The organism is Pseudomonas sp. MF09156 (genome assembly GCF_059862305.1).
The window spans coordinates 131,725-151,956 of sequence record NZ_JCBCUR010000012.1 but is presented as its reverse complement, the minus strand read 5'-3'; the positions used below and the strand labels follow the sequence as shown (position 1 = coordinate 151,956).

Sequence of the window (20,232 nt, the reverse complement as noted above, 5' to 3'; positions counted from 1 at the left end):
GTGGGATTACCTCTTGTAGTTATTTTGGCAAGGTATCGCCGCATCTTGGCCCACGGCCATTTATTTGGGAATGTTGTTATTTTCATGGATCAATGAGTAAACCCAATATATCCGCGGCGATTGCCAGGATCCGGTGCAGCTCATAACCTGCACGCCATTTTGTCTGTCTGCCGAGCTTCTTTCATGACTGCCAGCACTTATCCACAGGCGCAGCGTTTTTCCCGCTCCGACTACAAGACCCTAGGCCTGGCCGCCTTGGGCGGTGCCCTGGAAATCTACGACTTCATCATTTTCGTATTTTTCGCCCTGACCTTGAGCCAGCTGTTTTTCCCCCCGGAAATGCCCGAATGGCTGCGCCTGCTGCAAAGCTTCGGGATTTTCGTCACCGGCTACCTGGCGCGGCCATTGGGCGGGATCCTGATGGCGCACTTTGCCGATCACCTGGGGCGCAAGCGCGTGTTCAGCCTGAGCATTCTGATGATGGCCCTGCCGTGCCTGCTGATCGGGATCATGCCGACCTACGCACAGATCGGCTATTTCGCGCCGCTGATCCTACTGGCGCTGCGGGTCTTGCAGGGCGCGGCGGTGGGTGGTGAAGTGCCCAGCGCCTGGGTCTTCGTCGCCGAACACGCGCCGGCCAACCACCGCGGTTATGCCTTGGGTTTCCTGCAAGCCGGGCTGACCTTCGGTTACCTGCTGGGGGCATTGACGGCGACCTTGCTGGCGCAGATGTTCACCGCAGAACAAATCCTGGATTACGCCTGGCGCTTCCCGTTTCTGTTGGGTGGGGTGTTTGGCGTGATCGGTGTCTGGCTGCGGCGTTGGCTGAGTGAAACCCCGGTGTTTTTGGCCATGCAGGCGCGCCGCCAGGCCGACGCCGAACTACCGCTGCGCACGGTGTTGCGCGACCATCGCCAGGCGTTGCTGCCGGCCATGTTGCTGACCTGTGTGCTCACCTCGGCGGTGGTGGTGCTGGTGGTGATCACGCCGACCATGATGCAGAAAACCTTCGGCATGAGCCCCAGCCACACCTTCGCCCTGAGCGCACTGGGCATCGTCTTCCTGAACATCGGTTGCGTACTGGCCGGCCTGCTGGTGGACCGCATCGGCGCCTGGCGCGCGGTACTGGTCTACAGTCTGCTGTTGCCGGTGGGCATCGCCGTGCTCTACGCCAGCCTGATCGCCGGCGGCGTGTGGCTGGGCGCGGCCTATGCCATTGCGGGGTTGAGCTGCGGAGTGGTGGGCGCGGTGCCATCGGTGATGGTCAGCCTGTTTCCAGCGCAGATTCGTGTGTCGGGTATTTCCTTTACCTACAACATTGCCTACGCGCTGTGGGCGAGTACTACGCCTTTGATGCTGATTGCATTGATGCCCAGCAGCCCGTGGATCTGCGTTTTTTACTGTGGGGTGATGGGCGCGGTCGGCGTGGCCAGTGCATTGCGGTTTGGCCGGCGCCCGGTGTTTTAAAGCCGCCGCATTCCCCCTGTGGGAGCGGGCTTGCTCGCGAAAGCAGTGGGTCAGTCAACATCAATGTTTGCTGGGCCGACGTCTTCGCGAGCAAGCCCGCTCCCACAGGGGATCTGCGCTTAACTGACTGGCATTGGGGCTTGAGGGTGTACCGCTATCCCAGGCAAGCCAGCTCCCCCATGTGGTTAACACCCCGCTGGCAGCGTTATGACAATTGTGAAATCCATACCAAAGGTTTCCCCTTATCGCTCTATGATCAGCGCACATCCCCCCACGAGGAAACGCCATGAGTGCAGGACACAGCCACGCCACCGTACGCGCCGGCCACGAACGCAAGTTATGGCTAGCCCTGGGCCTGACCGGCAGTTTCATGATTGCCGAAGTGATCGGCGCCTTTGTCACCGGCAGCCTGGCGCTGTTGTCCGACGCCGCGCACATGATGACCGACACCCTGGCCCTGGCCATCTCCCTGGTAGCCATCCAGGTCGCCAAGCGCGCCGCTGACCGCAAGCGCACCTTCGGTTATGCGCGTTTCGAAATCCTCGCCGCCGCGTTCAACGCGTTGCTGCTGTTCGGGGTGGCGTTCTACATCCTCTACGAGGCTTACCTGCGCCTGCAGGCTCCGGCCGAGATCCAGTCCACTGGCATGCTGGTGATTGCGGTGCTGGGGCTGATCGTCAACCTGATCTCCATGCGCCTGCTCAGCGCGGCCAGTGGCGAGAGCCTGAACGTCAAGGGTGCCTACCTGGAGGTCTGGAGCGACATGCTCGGCTCCATCGGCGTGATCATTGCGGCCGTGGTGATCATGCTCACTGGCTGGGCCTGGGTCGACTCGGTGGTGGCCGCGGTGATTGGCTTCTGGGTCGTGCCCAGAACCTGGACCCTGCTCAAGGCCAGCATGAATGTGCTGCTGCAAGGCGTGCCGGACGGCATCGATATCGACGCGGTCGAGCAGGCCATCTGCGCGGTGCCTGGGGTCAAGGAGGTGCATGACTTGCATATCTGGGCCCTGACCAGCGGCAAGAACGTGCTCAGCAGCCATCTAGTGGTGGAGCCGGCGCTGGGCAGCGAGCAGCAGATCCTCGCCCAGGTGACCGAGTTACTGCACGAACAATTCGATATTTCCCACGTCACCATCCAGATCGAAGGCGAGGGTTTTCATCCGGAACCGATCGCGCACTGACCGCTATTCGCGGTCTTCCAGCACGTAGCCAACCCCGCGCAAGGTGTGGATCAACTTGCGCTCGAACGGGTCGTCGATCTTCGCCCGCAGGCGGCGGATCGAGACCTCGACCACGTTGGTGTCGCAATCGAAGTTCATGTCCCACACAAACGAGATGATTTGCGTGCGTGACAGCACCACGCCGCTCTGGCGCATCAGCAGGTGCAACAGGGCGAATTCCTTGGTGGTCAGGTCAATGCGCTGGTTGCCGCGAAAGGCCCGGTGGCGACCCTGGTCCAGTTCCAGGTCGGCCACCCGCAGCACGTCCGGCACCGCCGCCTCGACGCTGCGGCGCATCAGGGTGCGGACCCTGGCCAGCAGTTCGGGAAACTCGAAAGGCTTGACCAGGTAGTCGTCGGCGCCCAGTTCCAGGCCTTTGATTTTGTCGGCCAGGCGGCCTTGGGCGGTGAGCATCATGATTCGCGTGTTGCTGGTCTGGCGGATCCGCTGCAGCACATCCCACCCGTCCATGAGCGGTAGGTTCACATCCAGAATCACCAGGTCATAGGTGTGTTGCCGCGCCAGGTGTACGCCGTCGGCGCCGCTGGCCGCGCAATCGACCACATAGCCACTTTCGCTCAGTCCCTGATGCAAGTACTCGGCTGTTTTCAGTTCATCTTCGATAACCAGGATGCGCATGTCGAGGGTGCCTCGGTGCAAGGGAAAGTATCTGCAATCGCCGCGAAGGTTAAAGCAAAAGCCCGGACCAGAGCCTTTGCTAACGGATTTGTAATGTTTCGGCCACCCCTCTGATAAGTAGCGAAAGTTACATTGCCCCTGCTTGGATTTGTCCGCCAACTCATGGGTGTGGAACGCTTGTTATGCCAACGTTTTTAAGAACAATTGTGTGCTCCGTAGTGGGGGTCTTGGCGATGGCCCAAGTGGCAAGCGCCCAGACCCTGACCCTCGAATCGGCCCTGCAAAGTGCGTTTGCCGACAACCCGGACCTGGCCGCTGCGCAATGGGAAATCGACATCGCCCAGGGCGGTCGGCAGCAGGCCGGGCTGATCCCCAACCCGGTGGCCTCCTGGGACGCCGAAGACACCCGCCGCAGCACCCGCACCACCACCGTCAAGCTAAGCCAGACCCTGGAGCTGGGCGGTAAGCGCGGGGCGCGCATCGATGTGGCCTCGCGGGAACAAGATGCGGCGGCCCAGGAGCTGGAACAGCGGCGCAACCTGCTGCGGGCCGAGGTCATCGATGGCTTTTATGGCGCGCTGCGGGCCCAGGAACGCCTGGAGCTGGCGCAACGCTCAATGGCGCTGGCCGAGCGCGGCCTGGTGGTTGCCAATGGCCGGGTCACGGCGGGCAAGTCGTCGCCGGTCGAAGCCACTCGCGCCCAGGTGCAGGTCTCGGAAATCCGCCTGGAGCGCAGCCGCGCCGAGATCGGCGTGAGCGATGCCTATCGCCGCCTGGCCGCCATCACCGGCAGCGCCAACATCAGTTTTGAGCGTGTCGAGGCAGGTGCCGTGAATACGCCAGCGCTGCCTTCGGCCACCCAACTGCTGGCGCGCCTGGAGAGCACCGCCGAGCTGCGCCTGGCGCAGTTGCAAATCCAGCAACGGGAGGCCGGCCTGGGCCTGGAAAAGGCCCAGCGGATTCCCGACCTGGATATATCCATCGGCAGCCAGTACGACGCCAGCGTGCGCGAGCGGGTGAACCTGGTGGGCGTGTCGATGCCGATCCCGCTGTTCAATCGCAACCAGGGCAATGTGCTGGCCGCCAGCCGCCGAGCCGACCAGGCCCGGGACCTGCGCAACGCCACCGAGCTGCGCCTGCGCACCGAAACCCGCCAGGCCCTGGACCTGTGGGCGACGGCCAACAATGAGGTGAGTGCCTTTAATAAAGTGATCCTGCCCGCCGCCCAAAGCGCAGTGGACAGTGCCACCCGCGGCTTTGAGATGGGCAAGTTCAACTTCCTCGATGTACTCGACGCCCAGCGCACCCTGATCGCCGCCCGTACCCAATACCTCGCCGCACTCGCCCAGGCCACCGACGCCTGGGTGCGCATCGAACGGATTTACGGCGACCTCGCCCGCATTTGATCTTTCAGGAGTTCCCCATGAACAAACAACAAGGCCTGGCTTTGGCCGTCGCAGTGGCCATTGCCCTCGGGGCGATGGTGTTTTGGCCGGCCACCAGCGTGGCGCCCCAGGCACCGGTCGCAAGCGTCGAAGCGCCGGAGGAAGAAGAGGAAGAGGGTGTGCTGGTGCTCAACGAGCAGCAGATCCAGGCTGCCGGCATTCAATTGGCCAAGGCCCAGCCCCGGCAGATCAGCACACTGCTGTCGCTACCGGGCGAGGTGCGCTTCGACGAAGACCGCACCTCCCATATCGTGCCCCGTGCCGCGGGTGTGGTGGAGTCGGTCAAGGTCAACCTGGGCCAGAAGGTCAAGCAGGGTGAGCTGTTGGCCGTGATCGCCAGCCAGCAGATTTCCGATCAGCGCAGCGAGCTGGCGGCCAGCGAACGCCGGGTCGAACTGGCGCGCACTACGTTCCAGCGCGAGCGTCAGTTATGGCAGGACAAGATCTCTGCCGAACAGGATTACCTGCTGGCCCGCCAGACCCTGCAAGAAGCCGAGATCGCCCTGAACAACGCGCGGCAAAAGATGAACGCCCTGAGTGGCAGCACGGTCCTGGCCGGCGGCAATCGCTATGAATTGCGTGCGCCGTTTGCTGGCGTGGTGGTGGAAAAACACCTGGGCGTCGGCGAGGTGGTGAGTGAGACCAGTGCCGCCTTCACCCTGTCGGACCTGTCCCAGGTGTGGGTCACCTTTGGCGTGTTTCCCAAGGACTTGAACAAGGTCCAGGTGGGCCGGCCGGTCAAGGTCAGCTCCACGGAAATGGGCACCGACGTGATGGGCACCGTGGCCTATGTCGGCAATCTGCTGGGCGAGCAGACGCGCACCGCGACGGTGCGGGTCACCGTGGCCAACCCCGACGACTCCTGGCGCCCCGGGTTGTTCGTGGCGGTGCAGGTGGCGACGGATAGCTACTTGGCAGCGGTCAGCGTGCCGGTGGATGCGATCCAGACCGTGGAAGACAAACCCTCGCTGTTTGTGCGCACCGCCGAAGGCTTTGTCACCCGCCACGTTGAACTGGGTGTCAGCGAAAACGGCTTTGTCGAAGTGCGCCAGGGCCTGGAGGCCGGCGCCCAGGTGGCGACCGTTGGCAGCTTCGTCCTCAAGTCCGAGCTGGGCAAGGCCTCGGCCGAGCACGCCCATTGATCCTGCGAGTGATTCCCCATGTTTGAACGTCTGATTCAATTTGCCATCGAGCAGCGCATCATCGTGCTGCTGGCGGTGTTGTTGATGGCCGGTGTCGGCATCGCCAGCTACCAGAAACTGCCGATCGACGCAGTACCGGATATCACCAACGTCCAGGTGCAGATCAACTCGGCGGCGGCCGGCTTCTCTCCGCTGGAGACCGAGCAGCGCATCACCTTCCCCATCGAAACCGCCATGGCCGGCCTGCCGGGCTTGCAGCAGACCCGCTCGCTGTCGCGCTCGGGCTTGTCCCAGGTCACGGTGATCTTCAAGGACGGCACCGACCTGTTCTTCGCCCGCCAACTGGTCAACGAGCGCCTGCAAGTGGCCCGCGAGCAACTGCCGGACGGCATTGAAACAGCGATGGGGCCGATTTCCACGGGCCTGGGGGAAATTTTCCTGTGGACCGTAGAGGCTGAAGACGGCGCACGTAAGGAAGACGGCTCGGCCTACACCCCGACGGACTTGCGGGTGATCCAGGACTGGATCATCAAGCCGCAGTTGCGCAACGTGCCCGGCGTGGCCGAGATCAATACCATCGGCGGCTTTGCCAAGGAATACCAGATCGCCCCGGACCCCAAGCGCCTGGCGGCCTACAACCTGACCCTGAGTGACCTGGTGACGGCGCTTGAGCGTAACAACGCCAACGTCGGCGCCGGTTATATCGAGCGCAGCGGCGAGCAGTTGCTGATTCGCGCGCCGGGGCAGGTGGCGTCCATCGACGACATCGCCAATATCGTGATCAACACCGTGGACGGCACGCCGATCCGCGTGCGCAATGTGGCCCAGGTCGATATCGGCCGTGAGTTGCGTACCGGCGCGGCCACCGAAAATGGTCGCGAGGTGGTGCTTGGCACGGTGTTCATGTTGATCGGCGAAAACAGCCGCACCGTGTCCCAGGCGGTGGCGAAAAAACTCGAAGAGATCAACCGCTCCCTGCCCGAAGGCGTGGTCGCGGTCACGGTCTACGACCGCACCAACCTGGTGGAAAAAGCCATCGCCACGGTGAAGAAAAACCTCTTCGAAGGCGCGCTGCTGGTCATCGTGATTCTGTTTTTGTTCCTCGGCAACATCCGCGCGGCGTTGATTACCGCGATGGTGATCCCGCTGGCCATGTTGTTCACATTTACCGGGATGTTCACCAACAAAGTCAGCGCCAACCTGATGAGCCTGGGCGCACTGGACTTCGGGATTATCGTCGATGGTGCGGTGGTGATCGTCGAGAACGCCATCCGCCGCCTGGCCCATGCGCAGCAACGCCATGGCCGCCTGCTGACCCGCAGCGAACGCCTGCACGAAGTGTTCGCCGCCGCCAAGGAAGCGCGCCGCGCGCTGATCTTCGGGCAACTGATCATCATGGTGGTGTACCTGCCGATCTTCGCCCTGACGGGCGTTGCCGGGAAAATGTTCCACCCTATGGCATTCACCGTGGTCATGGCCTTGCTGGGCGCGATGATTTTGTCGGTGACCTTTGTCCCGGCGGCGATTGCGCTGTTCGTCACCGGCAAGGTCAAGGAAGACGAAAACTGGGTGATGCGCAATGCGCGCCGGGGTTATGCACCGGTGCTGGATTGGGTGATGGCACACCGTACCTGGGCGTTTGGCCTGGCGCTGTTGACCATCGTGGTGTCTGGCGCCGTGGCCAGTCGCATGGGCAGCGAGTTTATCCCCAGTCTCAGTGAAGGTGACTTCGCCCAGCAAGCCTTGCGCGTGCCGGGTACCAGCCTCACGCAGTCGGTGCAGATGCAGCAGCAACTGGAGAAAACCTTGATGGAACAGGTGCCGGAAATCCAGCGGGTGTTTGCCCGCACCGGCACCGCAGAAATCGCCTCCGACCCGATGCCGCCGAACATTTCCGACAGTTACCTGATGCTCAAGCCCAAGGACCAGTGGCCGGACCCGAAAAAATCCCGCGAGGCCCTGATCGCCGATATCCAGCGCGCCAGTGCGATTGTGCCGGGCAGCCAGTACGAGTTGTCGCAACCGATCCAGCTGCGCTTCAACGAGCTGATTTCCGGGGTGCGCAGTGACGTGGCGGTGAAGGTGTTTGGCGATGACCGGGACGTGCTGAACAAGACCGCCGGGGAAATTGCCGAAACCCTTCAGAAGCTCAATGGCGCCTCGGAAGTGAAAGTGGAACAGACCTCCGGCCTGCCGGTGCTGACCATCAATATCGACCGCGACAAGGCCGCGCGCTTTGGCCTGAACGTGGGCGACGTGCAAGACACCATCGCGGTGGCCGTGGGTGGGCGCCAGGCCGGCACGATGTATGAAGGCGACCGACGCTTTGACATGGTGGTGCGCTTGTCGGAAACCTTGCGTACCGATATCGAGGGCTTGTCGCGGCTGTTGATCCCGATCCCGGCGCTGGCCGGCAATACCACGGGGCAACTGGGCTTTATCGCCTTGTCGCAAGTGGCCAGCCTGGACCTGGTACTGGGCCCGAACCAGATCAGCCGCGAAAACGGCAAGCGCCTGGTGATCGTCAGCGCCAACGTGCGCGGGCGGGATATCGGCTCGTTTGTCGCAGAAGCCGAACGAGTGATGGCAGAGCAGGTGAAAATCCCTGCCGGCTACTGGACCACCTGGGGCGGCCAGTTCGAACAACTCAAGGAGGCGTCCGAGCGCTTGCGGGTGGTGGTGCCGGTGGCGTTGCTGCTGGTGTTCGGATTGCTGTTTATGATGTTCAACAACCTCAAGGATGGGCTGCTGGTGTTCACCGGGATTCCCTTCGCGTTGACCGGCGGGATCATGGCGCTGTGGCTGCGGGATATTCCGTTGTCGATTTCCGCCGGGGTGGGCTTTATCGCACTGTCGGGGGTGGCGGTGCTCAATGGCCTGGTGATGATCGCGTTTATCCGCAACCTGCGTGAGGAGGGGCGCTCGCTGTCGGTGGCGATCAACGAAGGCGCGCTGACCCGCTTGCGCCCGGTGTTGATGACCGCGTTGGTCGCGTCCCTCGGGTTTATCCCCATGGCCCTGGCCACCGGCACCGGCGCCGAAGTGCAGCGGCCGCTGGCGACGGTGGTGATTGGCGGGATTATTTCTTCGACGCTGCTGACGTTGCTGGTATTGCCTGCGCTTTACCACTGGGCCCATCGCCGCGATGAAGAGCAGGCAGCGTCTTGATCGCGGGGGCGCTAGGGGACTTGTGGGGTGGTCGGGCGGTTGGGAAATATCAGCCGGAACAGGGTCACCTCGCCCGGCACACTGCTGGCCTCGGCCTGGCCCTGGTGCAGGCTCATGATCGAACGCACGATCGCCAGCCCCAACCCGGTGCCACCTTCGGAGCGGGCGCGGCTGTTGTCGGCGCGGTAGAAACGCTCGAACAGGTGGGGCAGGTGTTGCGCTTCAATCCCCGGGCCCGGGTTGCTCACGGCCAGCGATATGCGCTGCTCGTGGCTGTCGACCTGCAGGGCGATACGCGAGCCGTGCGGGCTGTGGCGGATCGCGTTGGACAGCAGGTTGGAAATGGCCCGCTGAATCATCAACCGATCCCCCTGGACCCAGGCGTCGCCGGCCTGGGTCAACTTCAACCCTTTGTCTTCGGCGCTCAAGGCAAACAGCTCCATGACCCGCAGCGTTTCATCCCGCAGGTTCACCGTGGTAAACGAAGCCCGCGCCGCCGGATGGCTGACCTGCGCCAGAAACAGCATGTCGGCGACAATCCGGGCCAGGCGGTCCAGCTCTTCGGTGCTGGACTCCAGCGCCGACTTGTACTCGTGCGGCGCCCGGGCGCGGGACAGTGTGACCTGGGCCTTGCCCATCAGGTTGGTCAGGGGCGCGCGCAGTTCGTGGGCCAGGTCGTCGGAAAATTGCGACAACTGCTGCACGCCAGCGTCCAGCCGATCGAGCATCACGTTGATGCCCCGGGCCAGTTCGCTGAGTTCCCTGGGCAGGTTCTCGACGGACAGGCGATGGCTCAGGTCCTGGGTGGTGACTTTGCCGGCGACGCGACTGAATTGCTGCAACGGCGCGAGCCCGCGCTGCACCAGCCACCAGGCGCCCATGCCAATCAGGATCAGCAGCATCGGCAGGGCGATGACCGTGGATTGCAGGTAGGCACTGAGCAATGCCTGATCGTCGGAACGGTCCAGGGACAGCAACACCCGTACGTTTTCCCCGGTGTGCAGGCGCATCAGGCTCGACGCGCTGAGGATCTGGTTGTCGCGGCCATCGGTCCAGTTGAGAAAACCCAGGGTTTGCCCGGCGGCAAAGTCCAGCAGCAACGGTTCCTGGGGCCTGGCGCCGACGCTCAGCAGCACCGCGTTGGCGGGCGCCGGGCCGATGATGGTCAGGTAGAAGTTGTCATGGCCCATCACCAGGTCCAGCAGTGAATGGGGCCGGGCGCTGATGTCGCGGGTGTTGAGGTCCTGGAGCAGGCTGTGCTGGATCTGCTCCATCTTGCTTTCCAGGCCCTTGCGCGCGAGGTTTTCCAGCTCGTGGGTGAGGGCCAGGTACGCCAGGCTCGCCAGCAACACCACCAGGCCCGCGCCCATCAGGCTGACGGTGAGCCCCAGGCGCATGGATAGACTGCCGGATCTCATTGGCGTACTTCCAGCACGTAACCCACGCCACGAATGGTATGGATCAGCTTGACCTCGCTCTGGTCATCGACCTTGGCCCGCAGCCGGCTGATCGACACCTCCACCACGTTGGTGTCGCAGTCGAAGTTCATGTCCCACACCAGGGAAATGAGCTGCGTGCGCGTCAGCACCTCGCCACTCTGGCGCATCAATACCTGCAATAGCGCGAACTCTTTGGTGGTCAGGTCAATGCGCCGCGTGCCCCGGTAGGCGCGATGGCGACGCGGGTCCAGCTCCAGGTCCGCGACGCGGAAGATCTCCGGCATCGCAATTGGCTCACTGCGCCGCAGCAACGAGCGCACCCTGGCCAGCAACTCGGGAAACTCGAAGGGTTTGACCAGGTAATCATCGGCGCCCAGGTCCAGGCCCTTGATCTTGTCGGCCAGACGGCCGCGGGCGGTGAGCATCATCACCCGCAGGGTGCTGTCCCGGCGCAGTTGTTCGAGTACCTGCCAGCCGTCCTTGCCCGGCAGGTTGACGTCCAGGATCACCAGTTCATAGCGCTGCTGCCCGGCCAGGTGCAGGCCGTCGATGCCGCTGGCGGCGCGATCGACGACATAACCACTCTCGCTCAAGCCTTGATGCAAGTAGTCGGCAGTTTTTGGTTCGTCCTCAACCACAAGGATACGCATGCAGATTGACCTCTTACTGATAAGCAAACAGGCGACGGGAGCTACACCGAGTAGGGCTGTAGTCCCAAAAGTAGGAAAATTCTGAGCCTTGAAGTAGCTTCAGGGTCAAGGGCGGCGTTGGATGATATCGAGCGGGCAAAAAAAAGCGCCCGTGAGGGCGCTAAAAATTCATCTCCTTCCAAAGGAGCTCCACAAAAAAAGCTTCAAGAGATGAATGTGCACAGGGTGCGCCGCTCAGGTGGCCTTTGGGGCCGGCGTATCCGAGGGGGCTGGTGTTTGCTCGGTCACGGCTTGGCTGCCGTGGATCTGTTGCTGTTGCTGGCGAAACTCGACCAGCAACTGGCGGGATCGCTCACCGCCGTCGTCGGCCAGGGCAGCGGTGGATGCCGCGCTGATGACAGCGATGAATAAAATGTGCAGTGGCTTCATGAACGTTCTCCGCAAAAGACCCGTGCCGTTAGTTCGCGGTCGGTCGATGCAGGCAGTATATGAAGTGCAACTTAACGAGAACGTGAGGCGCATATTACAGTTCTGACAGGCTGCAAATTGTGAAGAAGTGCTAGTCAACGGCAAGTGAATGTAAGCACTTGCCGTTGAGTGTCATCAGAGGATGGCCAGCGGGTATTCCATGATCAGCCGGAATTCTTCCAGGTCCGACTCAAAGGCACTCGAGCGTACCGTCGCCTGGCGAATGCGCACCGACAGATCTTTCAGGCTGCCGCCCTGAAACACGTACTTGGCCTCGATGTCGCGCTCCCAGCGGCGCTGGTCAGTGAGCGGGTCACCCAAGGCGTCGCGGCGCATGTACACCGAGTTGGCGTTGCTGTAGTCAGCGCCCGTGCCCTTGCCATAGCGGGTCATGAACGACAGGCCGGGGATGCCCTGGGTCTGCATGTCGAGGTCATAACGCAGCGCCCACGAGCGCTCCTTGGGCGAGTTGAAGTCGCTGTACTGGATCGAGTTGTCGAGGAAGATCGAGTCTGACTGGCGCAGGTAGTCGAAGTCGTTGTTGCCATTGTTGCGCTGGTGGGACAGGGCCAGGCGATGGGCACCGACCTTTACCCCAAGCTTGGCGCTCCAGATATTGTTGTTGAGCTCGCCCAGCAATCGCTTGCCCTCGTCCTGGGCGTTGTAATAGTTGAAGCCGGCAAACATCGCCACCTCTTCGGTCAGCGGAAAATTGACCGCTGTACCGAAGTAGTACTGGTCCCATGCGTCCTTGAGGCGGCTGCTGTACAGGCTCAGGCTCCAATGTTCAGTGGCCTGGTAGTCGCCGCCGAAGTAGCCGACCCAGGGTGCATTCACATTACCTGCGTAAAACGTCGCAAAGCCCTCGCGCATGCCGCTTTGGGTGGGCTGGCTCATGGCGTGCAGGCGCCCACCTTGCAGGGTCAGGCCTTCCAGGCTGGTGTTTTCCAGGGTCACGCCCCGAAAGCTTTCCGGCAGCAGGCGTGAGTCACCGTAGTGCACCACCGGAGTTTGCGGGAAGACGTCGCCGACTTTGACCACTGTATCGAGCAGGCGCATTTTTACCGCGCCGCCGAGTTTGCTGTAGTCGTCTTCGGGGCGGTTGCCGCTGTCCACCGGCAGCATGCCGAATGAGCCCTTGCCGCCGCTGCGCCCGGTGCCGGAATCGAGCTTGAGACCGTACATCGCGAACGCATCCAGGCCAAACCCCACGGTGCCCTGGGTGAACCCGGACTCGAACTTGCCGATCAGGCCCTGGGCCCACGCTTCTGAATAGCCATTGCCGGTCGGGCTGGACTGGCCCTTGCGGTCATCGCGGTTGAAGTAAAAGTTGCGCGCCAGCACGTTCAGCGTACTGCCTTCGATAAACCCCTCGGGTTTGTCTTCGGCGGCCATGCCTGCCAGCGGTGCAGCGCCGGCCAGTGCCGCGATGATGGAAAGGGAAAGTGTGCGGTTAGTGCGCATGTATCGCTCCTCGGTGTTGGCAGCTATGAGCTTTTTTAGTCGCCTTGGGCGTTCTTATTGGAGAGCTATCCCTGATGCGGGGAGCCCGGCTCATAGTTGCAAACAGCGGATAACGCGGAGGTGGCACGCGCATTACAATTTTGCCAGTTCAGCGCTCTATTACGGATACGTAATGCGCCCGTGAAGCTGCTGACAGGAAGTGTTGGTTACCCTCGAGCCTGAACTTTCAACGACTTGAAATCAGACGAGGACACTTTAATGAAGCGTTTAACACGAGCCCTGGGTGTAGTGGTTTTTGCTCTGTCCATGGGGGCGATGGCCGAAGGGGGCGGGGATCGCGCCATCGCGCAAATGATGGAAAACAACCAGCAAGCCATGGCTCGCTACGCTGCCAACCAGGGCAAGCCGGCGCCTGAGGTGCAGGCCTATCGGTATGGGATGAAGCTGGATATCGCCCGGGTGGTGAGCGTCACGCCGCCGGTCCGTAGCTGCAAGGTGGTGCCCTCGCGCATGACGTATGAAGACTCCAGCGGCCAGCTCAAGACCCTTGAATATCAGGTCATGGGATTGTGCCGGAACAACGGCAGTTGAGGTGCTGAAAAAATAGTTGAGTCAGGGCCTCAAGCACTCTTCAGAAAATGCTGGATGCGCCGATGGTTAGACAATCCACTATTGACTGCCCTCCGGTGTTCCTATGTTCAATACCCGCTTGAAGCAGGAGCTGTCCGCTCTTCGCGAAGAACTGTCCAGCCTGCAGCAGGTCAAGGAAAGCCTGGAGAGCGAGATGCTGGCCCTGAGCCTCGACCCCGAGGGCCGGATCGAGTCGGTCAACCAGAACTTTCTCGAAGAAATGCTCTACAAGTCCAGCGACCTGCTGGGCCATGCCATCCATGGGTTTGTGCCCGAGCATGTGAAACGCGACGAGTTCCAGCAGCGCTTCAACAACGCCTTGAGCCGTGGCGAACATTTTGCCGGCACCGTGCGCCTGCTGCGCGGCAATGGCAAGGAAGCGTGGTTGCGCTCCATCGTGCAGCCGGTGCGGGGTGCGGATGGGCGTATCAAGCGGTTTTCGGTGTACTCCAGCGACCTGACCCGCACCATCGAGGCGTCGCGCGAGCACGAAAACCTGATCACTGCGCTGGTGCGTTCCACGGCGGTGATCGAGTTTGACCTCAATGGCAATGTGCTGGGCGCCAACGAGCGCTTCCTGCAGGGCATGGGTTACAGCCTGGCGCAGATCCAGGGCAAGCATCACCGCATGTTCTGTGAGCCCCAGGATTACAACAGCGCCGAGTACCAGGCGTTCTGGAAACGCTTGAACAGTGGTGAATTTGTCGCCGGGCGCTTCAAGCGCGTTGATGCCCATGGCCGCGAAGTCTGGCTGGAAGCGTCCTACAACCCGGTGCTGGATGCCAACGACCGACTGTACAAAGTGGTCAAGTTCGCCACGGTGATCACCGACCAGATCAATCAGGAACGCGCGGTGGCCGAGGCCGCCAACATTGCCTACAGCACCTCGTTGCACACCGACAGCAGCGCCCAGCGCGGTACCGCCGTGGTCACCCAGGCGGTGGAGGTGATGCGTGACCTAGCCAAGCACATGGAACAGGCCGGCGAGGGCATCGAGGCGCTCAATGCCCAGTCCCAGGTGATTGGCAGCATCGTCAAGACCATCAGCGCGATTGCCGAGCAAACCAACCTGCTGGCGCTCAACGCCGCCATTGAGGCCGCCCGTGCCGGCGAGCAGGGGCGCGGGTTTGCGGTGGTGGCCGATGAAGTGCGGCAGTTGGCCTCGCGTACCAGCAAAGCCACTGAAGAAATCGTCGGCGTGGTGCGTCAGAACCAGGACATGGCCCGCGATGCCGTGGCGCTGATGACCGATGGCCGGTTGCAGGCCGAGCAGGGATTGTCCCTGGCGGCAGAGGCGGGCACGGTGATCGTCGAGATCCAGGACGGCGCGCAGAAAGTGGTGAGTGCGGTTGGCCAGTTTGCCAATCAGTTATCTACCTAGATGCCTGGCTCAAGGCCGGGGCATGCACCTCGAACAGCAGCAGGTCGAACCACTGCCCATCGAGCAGGAACGCCTTGCGTGAATGCCCGTACTGGGTAAAGCCGCTGCGCTGCAACACCCGCAGCGAGCCCGGGTTCTCTGGGCGTACAGTGGCTTCGATGCGCTTGAGGGCGTGCTCGCCAAAGGCTTTCTGCAGGCCCAGTGCCACGGCCTGCCTTGCCAGGCCGCGGCCGGTGAACTCGGCCCCCATGCGATAGCCCAGGGACGCCGAGTGATAGTAGCGGCGGCGCACCTGGGTAAAGTTGATGCGCCCCACCAGCACGCCGTTTTCGCGGATCAGGTACTGATAGGCGCGGTCTTCACTGGCCTCCAGCAGTGCGTTTTCGATGGCGCGCTGTACCCCTTCGACGTTGTAGTACGCCTCGGGCCGGGCATTGATCCAACGTTCGAAAAAGGCCCGATTGGCCAGCTCGAACGCCAGCAGCTCGTTCACGTCATCCCACTGGGGGGGCGTCAATGTCAGGTTCATCCGTGGAAAACCTCGCGGTGGCGATAGCGCATCCTTTCTTCTCACACTCGGGGCGCCGGGTTCAAGTTCTGCTTACCATTGCGCCTGTGCCAAGGCATCGGCAAAGGCGATCAACTTCGGCGAATACTGGCGTGACGGTGGATACACCAGGGAAATTGCGCGGCTGCGCCCCGCAAAGTCCTGCAGCAATGGCACCAGGCGCCCGGCGGCGAGGTCGTCGCGCACGGCAAAATCCATCACCTGGGCAATTCCGAAGCCGCCCACCGCACCGTCCACCAGGGCATCGCCAAGATCGAAAATCAACCGCCCCTCCACATTCACATCGCGCACCTTGCCGTCGAGCATGAACTGCCAGTCCACCATCCGCCCGCTGCGCAGGTTGCGCACCGTGAGGCAGTTGTGGTCGCGCAGTTCTTCGACGGTTTGCGGCGTGCCAAAGCGGGCCAGGTAGGTGGGGGAGGCGACGGTTACCCAGCGCAAGGGCGTCAAGGCGCGGGCAATCAGGCGCTGGTCCTGGATCTCGCCGGTGCGCAGCAATGCATCGAAACCCTCGTCGACAATATCCACCAGGCGGTCGGTCATCACCGCTTCGATGCGCAACTCGGGGTAGCGCAAGGTCAGCTCACCGATCACGGGCATCACCACCTTGCGCCCGAACAACGACGGGGTGCTGATTTTCAGCAAACCGGAAGGTGTGCAGCGCCGATCGAGCATGAGCTTTTCGGCTTCGGCCAGCTCGGCCAGCAACGGTGCGCTGCGTTCATACAGCATTTGCCCATCCGGGGTCAGGCTGACGCTGCGGGTGTTGCGTTGCAGCAGGCGTACGCCCAGCTCGGCCTCCAGGCGCGAGATCGCGCGGGACAAGCCCGATTGCGTGAGCCCCAGGTCAGCAGCAGCGCGGGTGAAACTGCGGGTTTCGGCGACGCGTACCAGCAGGCGAACGGCGTTCAGGTCCATGATTAAAGTCATAACTGAAAGAGTGTTATGGCTATTTATCATCTGTTGGGCATGAAAGACACTGGCCGCACTCTTTTTTTGCACAGGATGTTGTGATGCCCGCCACTCCCTCAAGTCGCCCCTCGGGCTGGATGCTGATGTTGCTGGCTACTGCGCAACTGATCATCGCCCTGGACGCGACTATCGTGTTTGTTGCCTTGCCGCAGATCGGCAGCCACCTGGGCTTTTCTGCCCAGCAATTGCAGTGGGTGGTCAGTGCCTACACGGTGGCGTTTGGCGGTTTTCTATTGCTCGGTGGCCGGGCCACGGACTTGCTGGGCAAGCGCCGTTTGTACCGGGTGGGCCAGTCGTTGTACGCGCTGTCGTCGTTGGCGGCGGTACTGGGCGGTAGCGCGTTGCTGCTGGTGCTCGCGCGTGCGGTGCAGGGGGTGGGCGGCGCGCTGTTGTTTCCGGCGACCCTGGCCTTGATCAACACCCACTACGCCGAAGGGCCGCAGCGCAACCGGGCGTTTGCGGTCTGGAGCGCGGCATCCGCTGCCGGGCTGGCGTTGGGGGCGTTGCTGGGTGGCGTGCTGACTAAGTGGTGGGGCTGGGAGGCGGTGTTTCTGGTCAACGTGCCGTTGGCAGGTGGCTGTGCCCTGGCGGCGCGCTACTGGATCCCGGCCGACGGTGAGCGCAGCCGTGGTCGCAGTTTTGATCTGAGCGGTGCGTTGACCGTCACGGTCGGCGGCACGCTGCTGGTGTTCGCCCTGGTGCAGGGGCCGGAGTGGGGCTGGACGGCGCCCGCGACCCTGGGCTGCATGCTGCTGGCGCTGGTCTTGCTTGGGCTGTTCGCCTGGATTGAACACCGTGGCCGCGACCCATTGATGCCGCTGCGCCTGCTGGGCTACCGCGAGTTGCGCATGGCCATGGTGCTGACAGCGGTGTTTATGAGCAGCTTTGGCGTGCAGTACTACTTCCTCGCGCTGTACTACCAGCAGGTCTACGGCTACAGCGTGTTGCAGGCCGGGCTGGCGTTCTTGCCGGCGACGTTGGTGTGTACTTTGGGGATCTGGCTGGCGGAGCGCGCGCTGGTAAAAATCGGCTTGCGCAACACTCTGGTCAGCGGCCAGTTGGCGGGGGCGCTGGGGATTGCCCTGGTGTGCCTGGCGCTGCCCACCGGCGCGGGATTCTGGTGGTTGTTGCCTGGGATCTTTATCTTGAGCCTTGGTCAGGGCATGACCTGGACCGCGATGTGGGTGGCCGCAGGCCTGGGTGTCAAACCGGGGGAGCAGGGTGTGGCGGCGGGCATGGCCTCGACCACGCAGCAGATCGGCGGCGCGCTGGGGTTGGCGGTGCTGGTATCGCTGGCCAATGCCGGTGGGGCGACGGGGGCGGGTCAAGCCCAGGGCATCGAGTTGGCATTGTGGTGGAGCGCGGGGATTGCGCTGGCCGGGGCGGTGGTGGCGATGCGGCTGCGAGCTCCACGGCAGGAGGCGATAGCCGAAGCCACATAGGCTGCCCACCGTTGATCGGGTTTTAGCGGCCGAGCATCTTCACCCACCGCGACGGTGGTATGCCAAAGGTGCTGCGAAACTGTCGGGTCATGTGGCTCTGGTCGGTGAAGCCTGCGATCAGCGCTGCATCCACCAGTGACTGGCCCTGGCCCAGCAGATTACGCACCAGGTCGAGCCGGCGCATGGTCAGGTAGCGATAGGGACTGGTGCCGAACAACAGGCGAAAGTCCCGCGACAAGGCCCAGCGATCCCGCCCGCAGTGCGCGGCCATTTCATCCAGGGTGATGCTGCGCCCCAGGGCGCTGTGGATAAATTCCCGGGCGCGTTCGGCGGCCTGGTAATCAAACGTCTTGCGGCTGACGCTGATACCCGACGCGTTGTTCAGGGCATGGGCCAGGTCGAACAACGCGTCCTGCTCCTGCATTGGGTCCAGCGGGCAGTCGAGCTGCTGCACAAAGGCCTGGCAGGCCCGGTGCAGCCATGGGTCGTTGGACAGCCCGTTGTGGATAAACGGCAACGGCTTGCCGCCGAGAATCTGCTGGATCTGCGCCGGCTCCACATAAATCATCCGATACTTGAAGCCCTCGTCGCTGCCGGCCCAGCCATCGTGGACCTCATCCGGATGGATCACCATGGTCGTGCCCGGCAGGCTGTGAGTCTGGCTGCCGCGATAATGAAAGCTCTGCACACCGAACAGGGTATGGCCGATGGCGTAGGTATCGTGGCGATGAGGGTCGAAGCCGAACCCGGAGAAATACGCCTCGATTCGCTCCAGCCCGCTGGCATGGGGCGCCCGGTGCAGCCAGTCGATGTTTGCGGTGGGTTTGCCCATGGGATGTTTTTCGAAAGATGTCGGATGGAGTTACGTTAACTGAGTCTGGGGCGGCTGTCTGCCAGGGTCTTGTACGATTGTGCGCGGCTTCAATGGTGGCAAATTGCTGACCGCTCGTGGTAATAAGCCCTACATTTCCAATGTGAGGCAGGCTATGAGCAAGTTGCGGGTGGGTATTATTTTTGGCGGGCGTTCGGCCGAGCATGAAGTGTCCTTGCAGTCGGCCCGCAACATCGTCGACGCCCTCGATCGCACACGCTTCGAGCCGGTACTGATCGGCATCGACAAGGCCGGCCACTGGCACCTCAATGACACCTCGAACTTCCTGCTCAACCAGGAAAACCCGGCGTTGATCGCCCTCAACCAGTCCAACCGTGAACTGGCGGTGGTGCCGGGCAAGGCCAGCCAGCAATTGGTGGAAACCTCGGGCCAGGGCTTGCTGGAACATGTCGATGTGATCTTCCCCATCGTCCATGGCACCCTCGGCGAAGACGGCTGCCTGCAGGGGTTGCTGCGCATGGCGGACCTGCCGTTCGTGGGGGCCGACGTGCTGGGCTCGGCGGTGTGCATGGACAAGGACATCAGCAAGCGCCTGCTGCGCGATGCCGGTATCGCGGTGGCGCCCTTCATCACCCTCAACCGCGGCAACGCGGCACGCACCACCTTCGACCAGGCCCGGCAAAAGCTCGGTTTGCCGCTGTTCGTCAAACCGGCCAACCAAGGCTCCTCGGTGGGCGTGAGCAAGGTGGCTGACGAAGCCCAGTACCTGGCTGCAATTGAACTGGCCCTGGGTTTCGATGAAAAAGTGTTGGTGGAGTCTGCCGTCAAAGGCCGCGAAATCGAATGCGCGGTGCTGGGCAACGAGCGTCCCATCGCCAGCGGCTGTGGCGAGATCGTGGTACGTGACGGCTTCTATTCCTACGACAGCAAATACATCGACGACCAGGCCGCCCAAGTACTGGTGCCGGCGGATATCAGCGCCCAAGCCAGCGAACGCATTCGTGCCCTGGCCATTGAGGCCTTTGAAGTGCTGGGCTGCGCCGGGCTGGCGCGGGTCGATGTGTTTCTGTGCGAAGACGGTGAAGTCCTGATCAATGAGGTCAACTCACTGCCAGGGTTCACGCGCATCAGCATGTACCCCAAGTTATGGCAGGCGGCAGGGATGAGCTACAGCGAACTGGTCAGCCGCCTGATCGAACTGGCACTGGAGCGACATACGGCGCGCAAGGGGCTGAAGATCAGTCGCTAAGCTTCAACCGCCATCGCCGGCAAGCCGGCTTCTACAGGGTGTGGCGTATCCTGC

General features: G+C 62.5%; 17 protein-coding genes and 1 pseudogene. 10 read left to right on the top strand and 8 right to left on the bottom strand.

Translation table 11 applies throughout. From position 1 onward, the window contains the following. Positions 1–183: 183 nt before the first annotated feature. Both AC19YY_RS22670 and AC19YY_RS22665 read left to right on the top strand, forming a co-directional pair. Positions 184–1,467: an MFS transporter gene (locus AC19YY_RS22670; RefSeq protein WP_500604914.1), complete on the top strand. Its 1,284-nt coding sequence runs from the start codon at positions 184–186 to the stop codon at positions 1,465–1,467. A 286-nt stretch (positions 1,468–1,753) separates the two neighbouring features. Then, complete coding sequence (locus AC19YY_RS22665) at positions 1,754–2,650, top strand: cation diffusion facilitator family transporter (RefSeq protein ID WP_169954812.1); 897 nt, start codon at positions 1,754–1,756, stop codon at positions 2,648–2,650. Between the two features lie 3 nt (positions 2,651–2,653). Here the strand turns inward: AC19YY_RS22665 and AC19YY_RS22660 are convergent, their stop codons facing one another. Continuing rightward, complete coding sequence (locus tag AC19YY_RS22660) at positions 2,654–3,328, bottom strand: heavy metal response regulator transcription factor (RefSeq protein ID WP_169954813.1); 675 nt, start codon at positions 3,326–3,328, stop codon at positions 2,654–2,656. A 182-nt stretch (positions 3,329–3,510) separates the two neighbouring features. On the opposite strand from AC19YY_RS22660, the gene AC19YY_RS22655 reads away from it, so the two are divergent. From AC19YY_RS22655 to AC19YY_RS22645, 3 genes are read left to right on the top strand one after another with little or no spacing between them, the layout of a single operon-like run. Continuing rightward, the gene (locus tag AC19YY_RS22655) at positions 3,511–4,734 is read left to right on the top strand and encodes a TolC family protein (protein WP_500604913.1); all 1,224 of its coding nucleotides are present in this window, start codon (positions 3,511–3,513) and stop codon (positions 4,732–4,734) included. 17 nt (positions 4,735–4,751) lie between these two features. Continuing rightward, entirely contained in the window at positions 4,752–5,915 is a 1,164-nt protein-coding gene (locus tag AC19YY_RS22650; protein ID WP_169954815.1) for an efflux RND transporter periplasmic adaptor subunit, read from the top strand. A gap of 18 nt (positions 5,916–5,933) precedes the next feature. Next, positions 5,934–9,083 (top strand): CusA/CzcA family heavy metal efflux RND transporter, encoded by a 3,150-nt coding sequence (locus AC19YY_RS22645; protein WP_500604912.1) that lies wholly within the window; start codon positions 5,934–5,936, stop codon positions 9,081–9,083. A gap of 11 nt (positions 9,084–9,094) precedes the next feature. Here AC19YY_RS22645 and AC19YY_RS22640 read toward each other — a convergent pair whose 3' ends face one another. From AC19YY_RS22640 to AC19YY_RS22625, 4 genes are all read right to left on the bottom strand, one after another. Further along, on the bottom strand, positions 9,095–10,501 hold the full coding sequence (locus AC19YY_RS22640; RefSeq protein WP_500604911.1) for a heavy metal sensor histidine kinase: 1,407 nt from the start codon (positions 10,499–10,501) through the stop codon (positions 9,095–9,097). Next, complete coding sequence (locus AC19YY_RS22635) at positions 10,498–11,172, bottom strand: heavy metal response regulator transcription factor (protein ID WP_169954818.1); 675 nt, start codon at positions 11,170–11,172, stop codon at positions 10,498–10,500. The genes AC19YY_RS22640 and AC19YY_RS22635 overlap by 4 nt, the downstream gene beginning before the upstream one ends. A 234-nt stretch (positions 11,173–11,406) precedes the next feature. Continuing rightward, complete coding sequence (locus AC19YY_RS22630; RefSeq protein WP_170058600.1) at positions 11,407–11,601, bottom strand: hypothetical protein; 195 nt, start codon at positions 11,599–11,601, stop codon at positions 11,407–11,409. A gap of 174 nt (positions 11,602–11,775) precedes the next feature. Continuing rightward, on the bottom strand, positions 11,776–13,104 hold the full coding sequence (locus tag AC19YY_RS22625; protein ID WP_500604910.1) for an OprD family porin: 1,329 nt from the start codon (positions 13,102–13,104) through the stop codon (positions 11,776–11,778). Positions 13,105–13,362: 258 nt separating this feature from the next. Between AC19YY_RS22625 and AC19YY_RS22620 the strand changes: the two genes are divergently transcribed. From AC19YY_RS22620 to AC19YY_RS22610, 3 genes and pseudogenes are all read left to right on the top strand, one after another. Next, positions 13,363–13,695 (top strand): DUF2790 domain-containing protein, encoded by a 333-nt coding sequence (locus tag AC19YY_RS22620; RefSeq protein WP_169954821.1) that lies wholly within the window; start codon positions 13,363–13,365, stop codon positions 13,693–13,695. A 103-nt stretch (positions 13,696–13,798) separates the two neighbouring features. After that, positions 13,799–14,575 (top strand): annotated as a pseudogene (locus AC19YY_RS22615) (PAS domain-containing protein); the annotation flags it as partial. Positions 14,576–14,683: 108 nt separating this feature from the next. Next, positions 14,684–15,115 carry a methyl-accepting chemotaxis protein gene (locus tag AC19YY_RS22610; protein WP_463671619.1) on the top strand — a complete coding sequence of 144 codons (432 nt, stop codon included), beginning with the start codon at positions 14,684–14,686 and terminating at the stop codon, positions 15,113–15,115. Here AC19YY_RS22610 and AC19YY_RS22605 read toward each other — a convergent pair. Both AC19YY_RS22605 and AC19YY_RS22600 read right to left on the bottom strand, forming a co-directional pair. Then, positions 15,108–15,644: a GNAT family N-acetyltransferase gene (locus tag AC19YY_RS22605; protein WP_170043053.1), complete on the bottom strand. Its 537-nt coding sequence runs from the start codon at positions 15,642–15,644 to the stop codon at positions 15,108–15,110. The genes AC19YY_RS22610 and AC19YY_RS22605 overlap by 8 nt on opposite strands. A gap of 72 nt (positions 15,645–15,716) precedes the next feature. Next, entirely contained in the window at positions 15,717–16,601 is an 885-nt protein-coding gene (locus AC19YY_RS22600) for a LysR family transcriptional regulator (RefSeq protein ID WP_170043052.1), read from the bottom strand. 95 nt (positions 16,602–16,696) lie between these two features. On the opposite strand from AC19YY_RS22600, the gene AC19YY_RS22595 reads away from it, so the two are divergent. Further along, on the top strand, positions 16,697–18,097 hold the full coding sequence (locus AC19YY_RS22595; protein WP_500604909.1) for an MFS transporter: 1,401 nt from the start codon (positions 16,697–16,699) through the stop codon (positions 18,095–18,097). Between the two features lie 22 nt (positions 18,098–18,119). Here the strand turns inward: AC19YY_RS22595 and AC19YY_RS22590 are convergent, their stop codons facing one another. Next, positions 18,120–18,929, bottom strand: a complete 810-nt coding sequence (locus AC19YY_RS22590) for an AraC family transcriptional regulator (protein ID WP_169954826.1) — start codon at positions 18,927–18,929, stop codon at positions 18,120–18,122. Positions 18,930–19,083: 154 nt separating this feature from the next. Between AC19YY_RS22590 and ddlA the strand changes: the two genes are divergently transcribed. After that, a complete protein-coding gene (ddlA, locus tag AC19YY_RS22585; protein ID WP_500604908.1) occupies positions 19,084–20,178 on the top strand; it encodes a D-alanine--D-alanine ligase in 1,095 nt (364 codons plus the stop codon). The last annotated feature ends 54 nt before the right edge of the window (positions 20,179–20,232 follow it).

Bases quoted from the DNA above. Each gene is read 5' to 3' on its own strand.
- AC19YY_RS22670 (WP_500604914.1), top strand. From the start codon at position 184: ATGACTGCCAGCACTTATCCACAGGCGCAGCGTTTTTCCCGCTCCGAC.
- AC19YY_RS22665 (WP_169954812.1), top strand. From the start codon at position 1,754: ATGAGTGCAGGACACAGCCACGCCACCGTACGCGCCGGCCACGAACGC.
- AC19YY_RS22660 (WP_169954813.1), bottom strand. From the start codon at position 3,328: ATGCGCATCCTGGTTATCGAAGATGAACTGAAAACAGCCGAGTACTTG.
- AC19YY_RS22655 (WP_500604913.1), top strand. From the start codon at position 3,511: ATGCCAACGTTTTTAAGAACAATTGTGTGCTCCGTAGTGGGGGTCTTG.
- AC19YY_RS22650 (WP_169954815.1), top strand. From the start codon at position 4,752: ATGAACAAACAACAAGGCCTGGCTTTGGCCGTCGCAGTGGCCATTGCC.
- AC19YY_RS22645 (WP_500604912.1), top strand. From the start codon at position 5,934: ATGTTTGAACGTCTGATTCAATTTGCCATCGAGCAGCGCATCATCGTG.
- AC19YY_RS22640 (WP_500604911.1), bottom strand. From the start codon at position 10,501: ATGAGATCCGGCAGTCTATCCATGCGCCTGGGGCTCACCGTCAGCCTG.
- AC19YY_RS22635 (WP_169954818.1), bottom strand. From the start codon at position 11,172: ATGCGTATCCTTGTGGTTGAGGACGAACCAAAAACTGCCGACTACTTG.
- AC19YY_RS22630 (WP_170058600.1), bottom strand. From the start codon at position 11,601: ATGAAGCCACTGCACATTTTATTCATCGCTGTCATCAGCGCGGCATCC.
- AC19YY_RS22625 (WP_500604910.1), bottom strand. From the start codon at position 13,104: ATGCGCACTAACCGCACACTTTCCCTTTCCATCATCGCGGCACTGGCC.
- AC19YY_RS22620 (WP_169954821.1), top strand. From the start codon at position 13,363: ATGAAGCGTTTAACACGAGCCCTGGGTGTAGTGGTTTTTGCTCTGTCC.
- AC19YY_RS22610 (WP_463671619.1), top strand. From the start codon at position 14,684: ATGCGTGACCTAGCCAAGCACATGGAACAGGCCGGCGAGGGCATCGAG.
- AC19YY_RS22605 (WP_170043053.1), bottom strand. From the start codon at position 15,644: ATGAACCTGACATTGACGCCCCCCCAGTGGGATGACGTGAACGAGCTG.
- AC19YY_RS22600 (WP_170043052.1), bottom strand. From the start codon at position 16,601: ATGGACCTGAACGCCGTTCGCCTGCTGGTACGCGTCGCCGAAACCCGC.
- AC19YY_RS22595 (WP_500604909.1), top strand. From the start codon at position 16,697: ATGCCCGCCACTCCCTCAAGTCGCCCCTCGGGCTGGATGCTGATGTTG.
- AC19YY_RS22590 (WP_169954826.1), bottom strand. From the start codon at position 18,929: ATGGGCAAACCCACCGCAAACATCGACTGGCTGCACCGGGCGCCCCAT.
- ddlA (WP_500604908.1), top strand. From the start codon at position 19,084: ATGAGCAAGTTGCGGGTGGGTATTATTTTTGGCGGGCGTTCGGCCGAG.